16 protein-coding genes are annotated in these 14,486 nt (G+C 72.3%); 11 read left to right on the top strand and 5 right to left on the bottom strand.

Annotated elements, in window-relative coordinates:
* The first annotated feature begins 1 nt into the window (after nucleotide 1).
* The 4 genes from ACKUU6_RS01645 to ACKUU6_RS01630 all read left to right on the top strand — a co-directional run bounded on the left by ACKUU6_RS01645 (nucleotide 2) and on the right by ACKUU6_RS01630 (nucleotide 4,781).
* Nucleotides 2-694: a glycerophosphodiester phosphodiesterase gene (locus ACKUU6_RS01645; protein ID WP_407986564.1), complete on the top strand. Its 693-nt coding sequence runs from the start codon at nucleotides 2-4 to the stop codon at nucleotides 692-694.
* Nucleotides 695-778: 84 nt separating this feature from the next.
* On the top strand, nucleotides 779-1,891 hold the full coding sequence (locus ACKUU6_RS01640; RefSeq protein ID WP_407986563.1) for an AI-2E family transporter: 1,113 nt from the start codon (nucleotides 779-781) through the stop codon (nucleotides 1,889-1,891).
* A 210-nt stretch (nucleotides 1,892-2,101) separates the two neighbouring features.
* Nucleotides 2,102-4,090 (top strand): discoidin domain-containing protein, encoded by a 1,989-nt coding sequence (locus ACKUU6_RS01635; protein ID WP_407992016.1) that lies wholly within the window; start codon nucleotides 2,102-2,104, stop codon nucleotides 4,088-4,090.
* Between the two features lie 70 nt (nucleotides 4,091-4,160).
* Nucleotides 4,161-4,781 carry a TetR/AcrR family transcriptional regulator gene (locus ACKUU6_RS01630; protein ID WP_407986562.1) on the top strand — a complete coding sequence of 207 codons (621 nt, stop codon included), beginning with the start codon at nucleotides 4,161-4,163 and terminating at the stop codon, nucleotides 4,779-4,781.
* Here ACKUU6_RS01630 and ACKUU6_RS01625 read toward each other — a convergent pair.
* Nucleotides 4,757-5,716: an alpha/beta hydrolase gene (locus ACKUU6_RS01625; protein ID WP_407986560.1), complete on the bottom strand. Its 960-nt coding sequence runs from the start codon at nucleotides 5,714-5,716 to the stop codon at nucleotides 4,757-4,759. The two genes, ACKUU6_RS01630 and ACKUU6_RS01625, sit on opposite strands and share 25 nt — an antisense overlap.
* 146 nt (nucleotides 5,717-5,862) lie before the next feature.
* Between ACKUU6_RS01625 and ACKUU6_RS01620 the strand changes: the two genes are divergently transcribed.
* Nucleotides 5,863-6,708, top strand: coding sequence for a spermidine synthase (locus ACKUU6_RS01620; protein WP_407986559.1), 846 nt, complete (start codon nucleotides 5,863-5,865; stop codon nucleotides 6,706-6,708).
* Nucleotides 6,709-6,845: 137 nt separating this feature from the next.
* Nucleotides 6,846-7,016: a hydrophobic protein gene (locus tag ACKUU6_RS01615; protein ID WP_407986558.1), complete on the top strand. Its 171-nt coding sequence runs from the start codon at nucleotides 6,846-6,848 to the stop codon at nucleotides 7,014-7,016.
* Nucleotides 7,017-7,096: 80 nt separating this feature from the next.
* Here ACKUU6_RS01615 and ACKUU6_RS01610 read toward each other — a convergent pair whose 3' ends face one another.
* Nucleotides 7,097-7,699 carry a flavodoxin family protein gene (locus tag ACKUU6_RS01610; RefSeq protein ID WP_407986557.1) on the bottom strand — a complete coding sequence of 201 codons (603 nt, stop codon included), beginning with the start codon at nucleotides 7,697-7,699 and terminating at the stop codon, nucleotides 7,097-7,099.
* 78 nt (nucleotides 7,700-7,777) lie between these two features.
* The gene (locus ACKUU6_RS01605; RefSeq protein WP_407986556.1) at nucleotides 7,778-8,044 is read right to left on the bottom strand and encodes a hypothetical protein; all 267 of its coding nucleotides are present in this window, start codon (nucleotides 8,042-8,044) and stop codon (nucleotides 7,778-7,780) included.
* A gap of 191 nt (nucleotides 8,045-8,235) precedes the next feature.
* Here ACKUU6_RS01605 and ACKUU6_RS01600 point away from each other — a divergent pair, with 191 nt between their 5' ends.
* The 5 genes from ACKUU6_RS01600 (at nucleotide 8,236) to ACKUU6_RS01580 (ending at nucleotide 13,106) form a co-directional block, all read left to right on the top strand.
* The gene (locus ACKUU6_RS01600) at nucleotides 8,236-8,715 is read left to right on the top strand and encodes a flavin reductase family protein (RefSeq protein WP_407986555.1); all 480 of its coding nucleotides are present in this window, start codon (nucleotides 8,236-8,238) and stop codon (nucleotides 8,713-8,715) included.
* A 158-nt stretch (nucleotides 8,716-8,873) separates the two neighbouring features.
* Entirely contained in the window at nucleotides 8,874-9,629 is a 756-nt protein-coding gene (locus ACKUU6_RS01595) for a (5-formylfuran-3-yl)methyl phosphate synthase (protein WP_407986554.1), read from the top strand.
* An 8-nt stretch (nucleotides 9,630-9,637) separates the two neighbouring features.
* Nucleotides 9,638-11,041: an aldehyde dehydrogenase family protein gene (locus ACKUU6_RS01590; protein ID WP_407986553.1), complete on the top strand. Its 1,404-nt coding sequence runs from the start codon at nucleotides 9,638-9,640 to the stop codon at nucleotides 11,039-11,041.
* Between the two features lie 2 nt (nucleotides 11,042-11,043).
* Nucleotides 11,044-12,150 (top strand): alcohol dehydrogenase catalytic domain-containing protein, encoded by a 1,107-nt coding sequence (locus tag ACKUU6_RS01585; RefSeq protein WP_407986552.1) that lies wholly within the window; start codon nucleotides 11,044-11,046, stop codon nucleotides 12,148-12,150.
* A 53-nt stretch (nucleotides 12,151-12,203) separates the two neighbouring features.
* The gene (locus ACKUU6_RS01580; RefSeq protein ID WP_407986551.1) at nucleotides 12,204-13,106 is read left to right on the top strand and encodes an SAM-dependent methyltransferase; all 903 of its coding nucleotides are present in this window, start codon (nucleotides 12,204-12,206) and stop codon (nucleotides 13,104-13,106) included.
* A 16-nt stretch (nucleotides 13,107-13,122) separates the two neighbouring features.
* Here ACKUU6_RS01580 and ACKUU6_RS01575 read toward each other — a convergent pair whose 3' ends face one another.
* Nucleotides 13,123-13,653 carry an EF-hand domain-containing protein gene (locus tag ACKUU6_RS01575; protein WP_407986550.1) on the bottom strand — a complete coding sequence of 177 codons (531 nt, stop codon included), beginning with the start codon at nucleotides 13,651-13,653 and terminating at the stop codon, nucleotides 13,123-13,125.
* A gap of 130 nt (nucleotides 13,654-13,783) precedes the next feature.
* Complete coding sequence (locus tag ACKUU6_RS01570; protein WP_407986549.1) at nucleotides 13,784-14,434, bottom strand: class I SAM-dependent methyltransferase; 651 nt, start codon at nucleotides 14,432-14,434, stop codon at nucleotides 13,784-13,786.
* Between the last annotated feature and the right edge of the window lie 52 nt (nucleotides 14,435-14,486).

The following is a 14,486-nucleotide window of genomic DNA, read 5'->3' as shown; positions in this document are numbered from 1 at the left end:
GATGCCTCACCAGGTGCTCGCCGTCGCCCACCGGGGCGACCCGTACCGCCACCGGGAGAACACCCTGCCCTCGGTCGAGTCGGCGCTCGCCGCCGGGGCCGACGCGGTCGAGGTGGACGTCCAGCTGACCCGGGACGGCGTCCCGGTGCTGCTGCACGACCTCACCCTGGACCGGCTCTGGGGCGACCCGCGCCCGGTCCGCCGGGTCACCCTGGCCGAGCTGGAGCAGATCGGCGGCCCGGGGCTGCGGATCCCGACGCTGGCCGAGGCGGTCAAGGCGGTGGCCGAACACCCGGGCGCCCGGCTGCTGGTCGACCTGGACGACCCCGGGCCGGCCGCCGCCGCGCACGCCGTGGTGGCCGGGCTCGGCGCCGAACGGCTGGTCGGCTACTGCGGCCCGGTCGGGGCGATGCTCGCCGTCCGGGCGCTGGACCCGGAGGCCGAGCTGTCGCTCACCTGGAAGCTGCCCCGGATGCCCGTCCCGGCCCTGCTGGCCGACCTCCGGCCGCGCTACCTCAACCCGCCGTTCGGCCTGGTGGACGCCGGGTACGTGGCCGAGGCCGCCGGTGCCGGACTGGCCATCAGCGCCTGGACGGCGGACCGGCGGCGGACCATGGCCCGGCTGCGCCGGGCCGGGGTGGCCTCGATCACCAGTAACCGGATCGCGCTGTTGCGCCGGGCGCTGGAGCGGTAGCCGCCAAGGTGTGCCGAAACGGACGTTTCGTCAGGTCCTGTGCTCAGATGAGCTGATCACCAGCAGCGCCGGGACGGAGGCCGAATGTCAGCGGAGCCCGCGTGGACCGAGCTGCCACCGGAGGACCGCCGCCCGGCGCAGCAGATGCTCCCCCCGGCAGTCCGGGCGACCGCCGCCTGGTCGCTCGCGGTCATCCTGTTCATCGCGGTGGCGACCCTGGTGGTGTACGCCTTCGTCGCGCTGCGCGCCGCCACCATCCCGATGGTCCTCTCGCTGCTGGCCACCGCCCTGCTCCAGCCGGTGATGCCCTGGCTGGTCGGGCGCGGGGTCAAGCGCGGTACGGCGGCCGGGCTGACCTGTGCGGTGCTGGTGCTGGTGGTATGCGGAGTGCTCGGAATCCTGACCAACTCCCTGGTGCACAGCGCCCCGCAGATCGCGGCAGCGCTGCGCGACGCGGGCGACCAGCTGGCCGACTGGCTCGGTCCGGTCGGCGAGAAGCTTCAGTTCGCGCTCTCCCAGTCGGCCGGCACCGGCAGTTCGCTGGTCGGTTCGCTGGCCAGCGGCGTGCTCTCCGGGCTCGATCTCGCGACCCAGGCGATCACCGGTGCGGTGCTGTCGCTGGCCCTGGTGTTCTTCTTCCTCCGGGACGGCCACCGCAGCGGTGACCTGGTCCGCTCGATGCTGCCGGCCCGGCAGGCCGGGACGGTGGTGGCCTGTGGCGAACAGGCGTTCAGGGCGATGGCCGGTTTCATGCGGGGCACCACGCTGATCGCCCTGATCGACGCCACCTTCATCACCGTCGGCCTGTTGATCCTCGGTGTGCCGGGGGCGCCCGGGCTGGGTGCGCTGGTCTTCATGGGCGCGTACATCCCGTTCGTCGGGGCCTTCCTCTCCGGCACCGTCGCGGTGCTGGTCGCGCTGGCCGACGGCGGCCTGGCGACCGCGCTCTGGACGCTGGGCGTCGTGCTGACCGTGCAGATGATCGAGGGCAACATCCTGCAGCCGGTGATCCAGAGCCGGACGGTCGAACTGCACCCGGCCACCATCATGTTCGCCGTGGTGGCGGGCTCGGGCGTGGCCGGCATCCTCGGTGCGCTGCTGGCGGTCCCGCTCTGCGCGGCGGGTCTCGGCGTCGTCTCGGTGCTGCGCGGGACGGCGGGCCGTCCGCGCGGGACCGCGGGCCGGGACGAGGAGTAGGGGTTCCCACTTCGCTTGCCTTGTGCCGGAGTTGGCGACAGTGACGAGTTATCAGGTCAGTTGTCCCGGACTGTTGACTCGGAGTCCAACAGTCGGGATTCTCGTGACACCGTGCACGCGCAACACGACTGAGTGGTGATCATGACTCGACACGCGCACAGCAGGCACAGACTCCTCGCGGTCCTCTCCTTGCTCCTCGCCCTGGTGGCGATGGCGCTGGGCCCGATGCCAGGGGCGGCGGCCCAGTCCGACTGGTGGACGCCGACCGCCCGCCCGACGCCCGACTCCGGGATCAACGTGACCGGCGCGCCCTTCCAGGGGACGGACGCCAAGGGCCAGGTCCGGGGATTCGTCGACGCGCACAACCACCTGATGTCCAACGAGGCGTTCGGCGGCCGGCTGATCTGCGGCAAGCCGTTCTCCCAACTCGGCGTCGCCGACGCGCTGAAGGACTGTCCGGAGCACTACCCCGACGGTTCACTGGCGGTCTTCGACATGATCACCAAGGGCGGCGACGGCCGGCACGACCCGGTCGGCTGGCCGACCTTCAAGGACTGGCCCGCGCACGACTCGATGACCCACCAGCAGAACTACTACGCCTGGGTCGAGCGCGCCTGGCGCGGCGGAGAGCGGGTGCTGGTCAACGACCTGGTCACCAACGGCGTGATCTGCTCGGTCTACTTCTTCAAGGACCGCAGCTGCGACGAGATGACCTCGATCCGGTTGCAGGCCCAGAAGACGTACGAGATGCAGGCGTACATCGACACCATGTACGGCGGCCCGGGCAAGGGCTGGTTCCGGATCGTCACGGACTCCGCGCAGGCCCGACAGGTCGTCCAGCAGGGCAAGTTGGCGGTGGTGCTGGGGGTCGAGACCTCCGAGCCGTTCGGCTGCAAGCAGATCCTGGACGTCGGACAGTGCAGCAAGGCCGACATCGACCGGGGGCTGGACGAGCTGTACGGGCTCGGGGTGCGCAGCATGTTCCTCTGCCACAAGCTCGACAACGCGCTGTGCGGGGTCCGGTTCGACGAGGGCGCGCTCGGTACGGCGATCAACGTCGGCCAGTTCCTGTCCACCGGCACCTTCTGGCAGACCGAGAAGTGCGCGGGCCCGCAGCACGACAACCCGATCGGCCTGGTCCCGGCGCCGAACGCGCAGCAGGACCTGCCGGCCGGGGTGAGCGTGCCCTCGTACGCCGCCGACGCGCAGTGCAACGCGCGCGGTCTGACCGAGCTCGGCGAGTACGCGGTCCGCGGCATGATGAAACGCAAGATGATGCTGGAGATCGACCACATGAGCGTCAAGGCGGCCGGCCGCGCCTTCGACATCATGGAGACCGAGTCGTACCCGGGCGCGCTCTCCTCGCACAGCTGGATGGACCTGGACTGGATCGAGCGGGTCTACAAGCTCGGCGGTTTCGTCGCCCAGTACATGAACGGTGCCGAGGCGTTCAGCGCCGAGGCCAAGCGCACCGACGCCCTGCGGGACAAGTACGGCGTCGGCTACGGCTACGGCACCGACATGAACGGAGTCGGCGGCTGGCCCGGACCGCGCGGTGCCAACACCGCCAACCCGGTGCAGTACCCCTTCCGGAGCGTGGACGGCGGTTCGGTGATCGACCGTCAGACGGCCGGGCAGCGCACCTGGGACATCAACACCGACGGGGCCGCGCACTACGGCCTGGTGCCCGACTGGATCGAGGACATCCGGCAGGTCGGCGGCCAGGGTGTGGTGGATGACCTGTTCCGCGGCGCGGAGTCCTACCTGCACACCTGGGGCGCCACCGAGCAGCACCGGGCCGGAGTCAACCTGGCCGCGGACTCGACCGCCACGGCCAGCTCGGCCGAGTCGAACCCGTTCACCAGCTACGCGCCCGGCCGGGCCGTGGACGGCGACGGGGGCAGCCGCTGGGCCAGCGACTGGAGCGACGACCAGTGGCTGCAGATCGACCTGGGCTCCGAGCAGCTGGTCAAGCGGGTCACGCTGGCCTGGGAGCGGGCGTACGGGAAGGCGTACCGGATCGAGGTCTCCACGGACGGGACCACCTGGCAGTCCGTCTGGTCGACGACGACCGGGGACGGCGGCCTGGACACCGCGCAGTTCGCCGGGGTGCCGGCCCGGCAGATCCGGGTGCACGGGCTGCAGCGCGGCACCCAGTGGGGCTACTCGCTGTACGACGTCGGCGTGTACAGCACCTGACGGCTCGCGACCGGACCGGCCCTCGGCCGGTCCGGTCGGCCATCTTCCAGTACGGAGGGGAGCACCACCCATGGCACGGATGCCGTCCGCCGACCGGCGCCGGCAGCTCACCGAGGCCGCGATCCGGGCGATGACCCGGGACGGCGTGGCCCGGACCACGACCCGCTCGATCGTCGCCGAGGCGGGTCTGTCGCTGAGCGTCTTCCACTACTGCTTCGACTCCAAGCAGGCCCTGCTGGAGTCCGTCATCACGACCATCACCGAGCACTCGGTCACCATGGTGCGGGGCGCGATCCAGCCGCAGGCCACCCTCCGCGAGACCGTGCGGGCCGGCTTCCGGGCCTACTGGGAGCACGTGGCGGCCAACCCGGCCGAGCACATGCTGACCTACGAGCTCACCCAGTACGCCCTGCGCCAGCCCGGCTTCGAGCACCTGGCCCGGCGGCAGTACGAGCTCTACACCGAGACCTACCGCGAGCTGATCGAGGAGGCCGGCAAGCGCACCGGCGCCGAACTGCTCGTCCCGGTCGGGGTGTTGGCGAGCTATCTGGCGGCCATGACCGACGGACTGACCGTCAACTACCTGGTGCTCGGAGACGCGGAGGTGGCGGCGGAGGTGCTCGACCTGGTCACCGACCACGTGGCGGGGCTGGTCAGGGCGGCGGATCAGCCGGACGGCGGGGGGAAGTAGGCGTCCATCCAGCGATCGAGTTCGGAGAAGACCCGGGCCCGGGCGGTCTCCCCGGACAGCACCAGGTCGTGCATCCCGCCGTCGATCCGGACGGTGGTGACGTGGCGGCCGAGCCGGGGCGCGAGCGCCGCGATGTCGTCCGCGCGCAGCACCGCGTCGGTGTGCAGCAGCGCCGGATCCCACTTGGTGGTGACGGTCGAGGCGGTGGAGGCCATCAGCAGCACCGGGCAGTCCACCCGCAGGCTCCGCCGGACCTCGCGGTGGCCGCGCTGGATCGCGGCCAGCCAGCCGGCGTACAGCGGGAAACCCTCGGCGGGCTTGAGCGCGAGGTCGAAGTCCCAGCTGCCCCGGTGGTCGCGGTGCAGGCTGTGCACGTAGTGCGGGTTGAGCGGCGCGGGCAGCTTGCGCAGTGCGGCGAAGCGGCCGAGCGCCTCCAGGGCGGGCGCGCCCAGGGTGCGCAGCGCGGGGGCGGTGGGCATGGCCAGGAACGGGCTGTTGAGGAAGAGCCCGTCGACCAGGCCCCGCCCGGCCCGCCGGGAGGCCCACAGGGCGGCGACCAGACCGCCGGTGGAGTGCCCGTTGACCAGCAGCCGGGTGTGGCCGTCCTGTTCGCGGATGATCCGGACGGCCGCGTCGAGCTCCTCGTCGTAGGCCGACAGGTCCCGGACGAAGTTCGGGGACTGGTGGGGCCTCAGCGAGCGGCCGTACTTGCGCAGGTCCAGCGCGTAGAAGGAGAAACCGGCGGCGACGAAGTGGTCGGCCAGGTTGGTCTGGAAGAAGTAGTCGGTGTAGCCGTGCAGGTAGAGCACCGCCCGCTGCGAGCCCGGCACCAGCCGCCGGACCAGGGTCGCGCTGACCGCGCCCTCCTCGTCGGGCGCCAGCGGCAGCTCGGCCGCCTCGTACGGCGCACCCAGGATGTCTTCTCGGAACTCCACTGCGGCACCCAACCTCTGCTCCGACCTGCCGTGGCAGGACCACCGACCCCCGACTCTACCGGCCGGTAGTCCCGGGCGCGGGGACCGGCCCTCCGGCGGGCCTATGCTGCGGACATGCCGACAGACACCCTGACCGGAGGTACCGCATGAGCCCCGAGGACCGGCTGCCGGTCGAGCGGGCGGTCGGGCTCGGCACGGCGAAGCTGATGCCCGATCTGGACTGCGACGACGGCTGGCTGCTGACCCTGGACGGCACGCCGCAGTCGTACGTCGACCTGGCCGACCCGACCCACCTCGAGTTCGAGTACACCCAGCGGATCGCCCACCTGCTGGACGCCGTCGCCCCCGCAGGGCAGCCGCTGGACGTCCTGCACCTGGGCGGCGGCGCGCTCACCGTGCCGCGCTACCTGGCCGCCACCCGGCCCGGCTCCGGACAGCGGGTGGTCGAGCTGGACGGGCCGCTGGTCGAGTTGATCGCCGATCAGCTGCCCTGGCCGGACGGCATCGAGGTGCAGGTCGGTGACGCCCGCGAAGCGCTGGCCGCCACCGCGGCCGGGTCGGTGGACGCCGTGGTCGCCGACGTCTTCCACGGCTCCCGGACGCCCGGGCGGCTCACCTCGGTGGAGTTCGTCCGGCTGGCGGCCGCCGCGCTGCGCCCCGGCGGCTGCTACGCGGCCAACCTGGCCGACGGTCCGCCGCTGGCCTTCGCCAAGGCACAGGCCGCCACCGTCCGTGCGGTCTTCCCGTACGTCTGCCTGGCCGCCGAACCCTCGATGCTGCGGGGCCGTCGCTACGGCAACGTCCTGCTGGTCGGCTCCGACCGGCCGCTCCCGGTGGCGGAACTGACCCGCGCGCTGGCCGCCGACGTCTTTCCGGCCCGGCTCTGCGACGAGACCGAACTCTCCCGCCTGGTCGGCCGCACCGCCCCCGTCACCGACGCGACCGCCACCGACTCGCCGCCTCCGCCGGAGGGCGCGTTCAGTGTCGGCTAGGGGCTGTCTGACGGGAGCTCAACTCCGCTGGGACGGTTCCGCCGGGGGAGTGAGCCCACGGAAGCGGGGCACACGAGGCTGCACGGTGCGACCCGTTGCCACGGGTCCGCCACTAGTCATCGTCCGTGGAGGTTCTGATGGTTCCGCTTCTTCTGGTCCTGCTACTGGCCCTGCTGCTCTTCGGCGCGGGCTTCGCACTGAAGGCACTGTGGTGGGTCGCGGTGATCGTACTGGTCGTGTGGCTGCTGGGCTTCGTCGCGCGTGGCACGAGTGCGTCCGGGAGCCGGGGCCGCTGGTACCGCTGGTGACGACGCATAAGGGAGAGGCCCCGACCGGCAGATCTGCCGGTCGGGGCCTCTCCCTTATGCGTCCATGCGTCTACGCGTCGTCAGGAGGCGGGCACGGGCCAGGGGCGGCCGGTGAGCGCGGAGGCGACGTGGTGGAGGTTGGCGGCCATGGTGCGGCCGGTGCGGTGGGCCCACTCGTGGCCGCGGTCCTCGTCCAGGTAGTCGGGGCCGGGGCCAGGGCCGAGGTGCCAGTAGGTCCAGGCCTGGGCGGGGATGGTGTAGCCGATGTCGACCAGGCCGCCGCAGATCTCACTGATCACGTGGTGGGCGCCGTCCTCGTTGCCGGTCACCACCACCCCGGCCACCCGGCCGTACGCCACCGGCCGGTCGTCGTCGGTCTCGGAGATCATCGCGTCCATCCGTTCCAGCACCCGCTGCGCCACGGAGGACGGACGGCCCACCCAGGTCGGGGAGGCGATGACCAGGATGTCCGCCGCCAGCAGTTTCTCGTGGACGCCGGGCCAGTCGTCCCCGGCGCCCTCGTCGGTCTTCACGCCCGGCAGCAGATTGAGGTCGACCGCCCGGACCGTGGCGACCTCCACTCCTCGTGAGGTCAGCTCCGCGCCCACCACGGACGCCAGTGCCTCGGTGTTGGACGGTTCGGGGGACGGCTTCAGGGTGCAGTTGATGATGAGAGCTCGCATGCGGGCCCGCCTACCCCGTAAATCGTCTCGAACTCCCGCACAACGGTGGATTCCACCCTATCGGTCCTGTGGCGCCGGTCAGTTGGCCGCCCGGCGGGCGGCGAGGTTTCCGATCACGACGTAGACGACCGCCGGGATTCCGTAGTCCAGGACCACTTGCAGCGCGTGGTCGGAGACCGTGAAGAGCCCGCGCGACCAGTCGGCGAGCCAGTCGGCGGCCGAGTGGAACCAGGTGACGAGGGTGTTCCCCCGGCTGGCGCCGAGCAGATCCATGAAGATCCAGATGACCAGGATGCCTGCGACGATGTGGGCCACTGCTCTGATGGCCGAATTCATGCCTCTCATGTGTTCCCGCCTTGCCCGGATCCGCTCCGGCAAACCGGCTGCGAGCGTCAAGTCCCTTGATTCTCGCGGTGGTTGTCCACCTGTCGGCCCGGCGCGGAGCAGTCGGCGGACCGGCCTCCCCGCAGTCTCGTCGCGCGAAGCGCAGAATCGGGGTTCCGAGGTCGGTGCGGTCGGTGGCGAAGGGCAGGACGATGACTGAGTTCGACGCTTTCGTGGAGTTGCTGGACTACCCCATGTACGTGGTGACCGCCGTCGCGGGAGAGGAACGCGGCGGCTGCCTGGTGGGATTCGCCGGTCAGTGCTCCCTGGAGCCGGCCCGGTTCGCGGTGTGGCTCTCCAAGGCGAACCACACGTACCGGGTCGCGCGCGACGCGGAACTGCTCGTCGTGCACCTGCTGCCGTCGCACCGACATGACCTGGCCCAGCTGTTCGGCGGTGAGACCGGCGATGAGCGGGACAAGTTCGGCCAGGTCCCGTGGAGCCCCGGGCCGAACGGGACGCCCGTCCTGACGGAGGCGCTCGCCTGGTTCGCGGGCCGCATCGAGCACCGGGCGGACTGGGGGGACCACGTGGGCTTCTCGCTCGCCCCGATCGCCGGGTCGGCCGACACCGACGGCAAGCCGCTCGCCTTCCACGACGCCCACGACATCGAGGCGGGTCACCCCGCCTGACCTCCCGTCAGCTGACGATGGGATGGTTCGTCCCCGTATGCACGGCGCACCGCCCGTGAGCCGAGCGCCCCGTGGGAACTCTTCGCGCCCTACCGGTGACCGCGGGTGGCGGAAATGATGAGCGTACCCAGGTGGGCATGCGGCGGAAGGAGCTCGTGGTGTTGCTTCTCATCTCCCCGGACAGTGTCGAGGAAGCCCTCGACTGCGTGAAGGCGGCGGAGCACCTCGACATCGTCGACGTCAAGAAGCCCGACGAGGGCTCGCTCGGCGCCAACTTCCCTTGGGTCATCAGGGAGATCCGCGACGCGGTGCCGGCGGACAAGCCGGTGTCCGCCACCGTGGGCGACGTCCCGTACAAGCCGGGCACGGTCGCGCAGGCCGCGCTCGGCGCGGTCGTCTCCGGCGCCACGTACATCAAGGTCGGCCTCTACGGGTGCACGACGCCCAACCAGGCCATCGAGGTCATGCGTGCGGTCGTCCGGGCGGTGAAGGACCACCGTCCCGACGCGCTCGTGGTCGCCTCCGGCTACGCCGACGCCCACCGGATCGGCTGCGTCAACCCGCTCGCCCTGCCCGACATCGCGGCCCGCTCGGGTGCCGACGCGGCCATGCTCGACACCGCCGTCAAGGACGGGACGCGGCTGTTCGACCACGTGCCCCCGGACGTCTGCGCCGAGTTCGTACGGCGGGCCCACGCCGCCGGTCTGCTCGCGGCCCTCGCGGGCAGCGTCCGGCAGGTCGACCTCGGCCCGCTGACCCGGATGGGCACCGACATCGTGGGCGTGCGGGGAGCGGTCTGCGAGGGCGGGGACCGCAACGCCGGGCGGATCCGGCCGGAGCTGGTGGCGGCCTTCCGCGCGGAGATGGACCGGCAGGCCCGGGAGTACGCCGTCGGCGTCCCCGCCCAGAGCTGACCACCGGCATGCCGACACCCGAGGGGGGCAGCGTCCCCGGACGCCGGGCCGCGCGGTTCTCCGTCGTCGATCCGGCCACCGGGGAGACCTTCGGCGAGGCCCCCGACCAGCAGCCGGGGGAGTTGGACGAGGTGGTGGCCCGCGCCGAACGGGCCTGGCGGGGCTGGCGCGCCGACCCCGCCGTCCGGGCGACGGCGTTGCGCGGCGCGGCCGACGCCGTCGAGGCGGCCGGCGACGGCCTCGCGCGGCTGCTCACCCGGGAGCAGGGCAAGCCGCTGGCCGAGTCGTCCGCGGAGGTCGCCCGTACCGCGGCCCGCCTGCGGTACTTCGCCGACCTGGCGCCCCGGACCCGCCGGATCGACGACGGCCGCCCGGTGCGCAGCGAAATCCGCTGGCGTTCCCTCGGGCCGGTCGCCGCGATCGTGCCGTGGAACTTCCCGCTCCAGCTGGCCGCGGCGAAGTTCGCGCCCGCGCTCGCGGCGGGAAACACCGTGGTGCTGAAACCCTCGCCGCTCACTCCGCTGTCGACCCGGCTGCTCGGCTCCGTCCTCGCCACCGTCCTGCCCGAGGACGTCCTGACCGTGGTCACCGGCCGGGAGCCACTCGGTGCCCGTCTCGCGTCCCACCCGGGCATCCGCCATGTCACCTTCACCGGTTCGGTGCCCACCGGGCGGGCCGTCGCGTCAGCGGCCGCGGCCTCGCTCGCCCGGGTCACCCTGGAGCTGGGAGGCAACGACGCCGCGGTCCTGCTGGACGACGTCGACGTGGAGCGGATCGCGGACCGGCTGTTCTGGGCGGCGTTCCGCAACTGCGGGCAGGTCTGCATGGCGGTCAAACGGGTCTACGTCCCGGCCCGGCTCCACGCCGAGGTGGTCGAAGCCCTCGCCCAGCGCGCGAAGAGCGTCGCGGTCGGGCCCGGCCTCGACCCCGACACCCGGCTCGGTCCGGTCAACAACGCCGCCCAGCTGGCCCGGGTCGGAGAGGTCACGGAGCAGGCCCTGGCGGACGGCGCCCGGGCAGCGGCCGGCGGCCACCGGCTGGACGGGCCGGGGTACTTCTTCGCTCCCACGATCCTCACCGACGTCCCGCCCGGCAGCCGGGTGGTGACGGAGGAGCAGTTCGGACCGGTGCTGCCGGTGCTGCCGTACCGGAGTCTGGACGAAGCCGTCGATGCGGCCAACAGCACCGGCTACGGACTGGGCGGCTCCGTCTGGGGCACCGATCTCGACCGGGCCGAGGCGGTGGCCGACCGGCTCGAATGCGGCACGGCCTGGATCAACCACCATGCCGAACTCTCCCTCGCCCAGCCCTTCGCGGGCATCAGGGACAGCGGAGTCGGTGTCGCGGGGGGAGCTTGGGGGCTCTACGGAAACCTCCGGCCGTTCGTCGTCCACCGCCCGCAGGAGGCGTGACGATGAGGTTCCGTGCTGCCGTGCTGCGCTCGTACCAGGACCCGTTCACCATCGAGGAGGTGAGCCTGCCGACCGAGCCCGCCGAGGGCGAGGTTCTGGTCGAGATCGCCGGCGCCGGGATGTGCCGGACCGACCTCGCGGTCCGGCGGTCAGGCGGCCGCAGCCCGTTGCCGGCCGTCCTCGGCCACGAGGGCGCCGGGGTCGTGATGCGGACGGGCGGTGGCCCGGACGCCGCGATCGACGTGGGTGACCACGTGGTGCTGAGCTTCGACTCCTGCGGACACTGCCGGAGCTGCCGGGGCGCCGCACCCGCCTACTGCGACTCCTTCGCCGCCCTCAACCTCTACGGAGGACGCGAGGAGGACCCGCCGCGACTCACCGACGCGACCGGGAGGCCGCTGGCTCCCCGCTGGTTCGGCCAGTCCTCCTTTGCCGAGTATGCGCTCGTCCCGGCCCGCAACGCCGTCCGGGTCGACCCCGCGCTGCCGCTCGAACTGCTCGGGCCGCTCGGCTGCGGCTTCCTCACCGGCGCCGGAGCCGTGCTGAACACCTTCGGCGCCGGCCCCGGCGACACCCTGGCGGTCCTCGGCGCCGGGGCCGTGGGCCTGGCCGCAGTGCTGGCGGCCACCGCCGCCGGCGTCCTGACCGTGGCCGTCGACCGGCACCCCCGCCGGCTCGCCCTGGCCGAACGGTTCGGCGCGATCCCGCTTGCCGCCGACACGGCCGGACTGGCCGAACGGATCCGGCGGCTCACCGACGGCGGCGCGCAGTACGCCCTGGACACCACGGCCTCGGCCCCGCTCATCAACACCGCGCTCCGAGCACTGCGCCCCACCGGCTGCCTCGGCCTGGTGGCCCGCCTGCACACGGCGCTGTCCCTGGAGCCGGGAACGCTCGACCGGGGCCGCAGCATCCGCCACATCTGCGAGGGCGACGCCGTACCCGGGCTGCTGATACCCCGGCTGACCGGGCTGTGGCAGGCCGGCCGCTTCCCGTTCGACCAGCTCATCCGCACCTATCCGCTGGCCGACATCAACGAGGCCGAACGCGACTGCGAGGCCGGCCGCGTGGTCAAACCCGTCCTGCTCCCGGCGGGAACAGGACGGTGAGCGAGATGCCCAGTGCCGCGAATCCACTCCCCACTCCCGCCCACGGAGGAAGCATGGCCGGAACGGCGCCCCAGCAGACCGATCTCGAAGGCGTGGACGGAGGCGTGGGCCTGACCGCCCTCCTGGTCGCCGCGGCACGGGCGATCGAGACCCACCGCCACGACAGCCTGGCCCAGGACGTCTACGCGGAACACTTCGTCCGCGCCGCCCCGGCCTGTGCGGCCTGGCCGGTACGCATCGCACAGGTCCCGGACGGGGACGCGAACCCGCTGTGGGGGCGGTTCGCCCGCTACTTCGGGCTGCGGACCAGGGTCCTCGACGACTTCCTGCTCCGGTCGGTCGGTCCGACCGCCCGTCAGGTGGTCCTGCTGGGCGCGGGGTTGGACACCCGCGCCTTCCGGCTGGACTGGCCGTCGGACACGGTGGTCTTCGAGATCGACCGGGCGGGCGTGCTGGCCTTCAAGCAGCAGGTGCTCACGGACCTGTCGGCCGACCCGAGGGTGAAACGGGTCCCCGTACCGGTGGACCTGCGCGCGGACTGGGTCGGCGCGCTGACCACCGCCGGCTTCGACCCGTCCGTGCCGAGCGTCTGGCTGGCCGAGGGACTCCTCTTCTACCTACCGAGCCACACCGAGACGGACCTCATCGACACGGTGGACCGGCTGACCACCGCAGGCAGCGCGCTGGCCTTCGAGGCGAAGCTGGAGAACGACCTGCTGGCGTACCGGGACAGCGCGATCTACACGGCGACGCGGGAGCAGATCGGCATCGACCTGCTCCGGCTCTTCGACCTGGGACCACGACCCGACTCCGCGGGCGACCTGACGGCCAAGGGCTGGTCCACCTCGATGCACACGCCCTTCGAGTTCACCCGCCGACACCGACGCGGCCCCCTCCCCGAGCCGAACGACGCGCTGGAGGGGAACCGGTGGGTGTTCGCGCACAAGGGCAGCTGACGACGGACGGACGGGGTCAGACCCGGGCGGCCGTCAGCTCGTCGCCCGGGATTCCGGCCAGGTCCGGGGCGTAGTACTCCTCGATGCCCCTGGCCCACGCGGCCACGGTGATGCGGTCCTCGGCGTCCGGGCCGAAGGCGTCGAAGAGCGCGTGGATGTTCGCCTCCCCGAAGCCGATCGCCGTCATCAGCGACACGAACAGCGGGCGCTCGATCAGGCCGTCCCCGTCGGGGTCGCCGAGTGCGGAGAGCGCCTCGGCGAACTCGGCGATGGTGGGACCGAAGCGCTCGGGATCGAGCACGAACGGGCGGAACGCCTCGACGCTGATCACACCGTCGCCGTTGGCGTCCAGTTCGGTGGCCAGCGTCGTCCAGTAGCGGCGGAACGCGGCCCGGATGGCGGCCTTGGCACCGTCGTCCGAGGCGACCGCCGCCTCCAGGACGCGGTCCGTCATCAGGTCGAAGTCGTCGGAGTCGAGGACTCCGTTGCCGTTGGCGTCGAAGAGGGAGAAGACCAGCTCGACCCGCTCGGCGGCCTCAGTTCGCATGTGCGTCACCTGTCGTCTGTGGCCCGTCGGTGCGGGCCTGGCTACTGCGTACTCCGGCTCAACCCGTGCCGGGAGGGAGACGTGACGGTCAGACGGTCACGGGTACCGGAAGGAGTGAGTGCACCGGCGGTCAGACCGGCGGGTCGTCCTCCCTACGGGCGAGCAGGTAGCCGCGGCGGGTCTCGGCCTCCTCCGGGTAGGGGGCCCGTTCCAGGCGGGCTTCGACGGTGAAGCCGGTGAGCAGCCGCTCGACGGTGGCGAGGTCAAGGAAGTGGAAGTCGACCTCGACCCGGTGGTCCCACCACTCGGTGAGGTGCCTGACCTCGGTGCCGAGGTGGAAGGCGAGGAGGAGCAGGCCACCGGGGCGCAGGGTGCGGTGGATCTCGGCGATCGCGGGGCGCAGTTCGGCCGGCTCCAGGTGGATGACCGAGTAGAGGGCGACGGCTGCGCCGAACTCGCCGTCCGCAGCCGGGAGACGGAGCAGGTCGCCCTCACGGAACTCGGACTCCGGGTGGTCGCGGCGGGCCAGGGCGACCATGGCGGGGGAGAGGTCGATGCCGACCGGGCGGGCGCCGTGCGCGGCCAGCCAGCCGGTGACGTGGCCGGGGCCGCAGCCCAGGTCGGCGACCGGGGCGCCGGGGTCGGTCTGCTCCAGCAGGGCCCTGAGCAGCGCGCGGTCGAGCGGCTTGCGGGCGAGCTCGTCGCCGATCCGGCGCCGGTACTCCTCTGCCACCGTGTCGTAGCTCTGCCGGACCCGGTCGTGGTGCGGGAACTCTGCCATCGGCCCAGGATGGCAAACGGTCGCCGCGCCTCGCCGGCCGGGGCCCAACGCG

It is taken from the genome of Kitasatospora sp. CMC57, assembly GCF_045866025.2.
Taxonomy (GTDB): domain Bacteria; phylum Actinomycetota; class Actinomycetes; order Streptomycetales; family Streptomycetaceae; genus Kitasatospora.
Note: the sequence above shows the minus strand (reverse complement) of the source record. Positions and strands in the feature narration are given on the sequence as shown.

Bases quoted from the DNA above. Each gene is read 5' to 3' on its own strand.
- ACKUU6_RS01645 (WP_407986564.1), top strand. From the start codon at position 2: ATGCCTCACCAGGTGCTCGCCGTCGCCCACCGGGGCGACCCGTACCGC.
- ACKUU6_RS01640 (WP_407986563.1), top strand. From the start codon at position 779: ATGTCAGCGGAGCCCGCGTGGACCGAGCTGCCACCGGAGGACCGCCGC.
- ACKUU6_RS01635 (WP_407992016.1), top strand. From the start codon at position 2,102: ATGGCGCTGGGCCCGATGCCAGGGGCGGCGGCCCAGTCCGACTGGTGG.
- ACKUU6_RS01630 (WP_407986562.1), top strand. From the start codon at position 4,161: ATGGCACGGATGCCGTCCGCCGACCGGCGCCGGCAGCTCACCGAGGCC.
- ACKUU6_RS01620 (WP_407986559.1), top strand. From the start codon at position 5,863: ATGAGCCCCGAGGACCGGCTGCCGGTCGAGCGGGCGGTCGGGCTCGGC.
- ACKUU6_RS01615 (WP_407986558.1), top strand. From the start codon at position 6,846: ATGGTTCCGCTTCTTCTGGTCCTGCTACTGGCCCTGCTGCTCTTCGGC.
- ACKUU6_RS01610 (WP_407986557.1), bottom strand. From the start codon at position 7,699: ATGCGAGCTCTCATCATCAACTGCACCCTGAAGCCGTCCCCCGAACCG.
- ACKUU6_RS01605 (WP_407986556.1), bottom strand. From the start codon at position 8,044: ATGAGAGGCATGAATTCGGCCATCAGAGCAGTGGCCCACATCGTCGCA.
- ACKUU6_RS01600 (WP_407986555.1), top strand. From the start codon at position 8,236: ATGACTGAGTTCGACGCTTTCGTGGAGTTGCTGGACTACCCCATGTAC.
- ACKUU6_RS01590 (WP_407986553.1), top strand. From the start codon at position 9,638: ATGCCGACACCCGAGGGGGGCAGCGTCCCCGGACGCCGGGCCGCGCGG.
- ACKUU6_RS01585 (WP_407986552.1), top strand. From the start codon at position 11,044: ATGAGGTTCCGTGCTGCCGTGCTGCGCTCGTACCAGGACCCGTTCACC.
- ACKUU6_RS01580 (WP_407986551.1), top strand. From the start codon at position 12,204: ATGGCCGGAACGGCGCCCCAGCAGACCGATCTCGAAGGCGTGGACGGA.
- ACKUU6_RS01575 (WP_407986550.1), bottom strand. From the start codon at position 13,653: ATGCGAACTGAGGCCGCCGAGCGGGTCGAGCTGGTCTTCTCCCTCTTC.
- ACKUU6_RS01570 (WP_407986549.1), bottom strand. From the start codon at position 14,434: ATGGCAGAGTTCCCGCACCACGACCGGGTCCGGCAGAGCTACGACACG.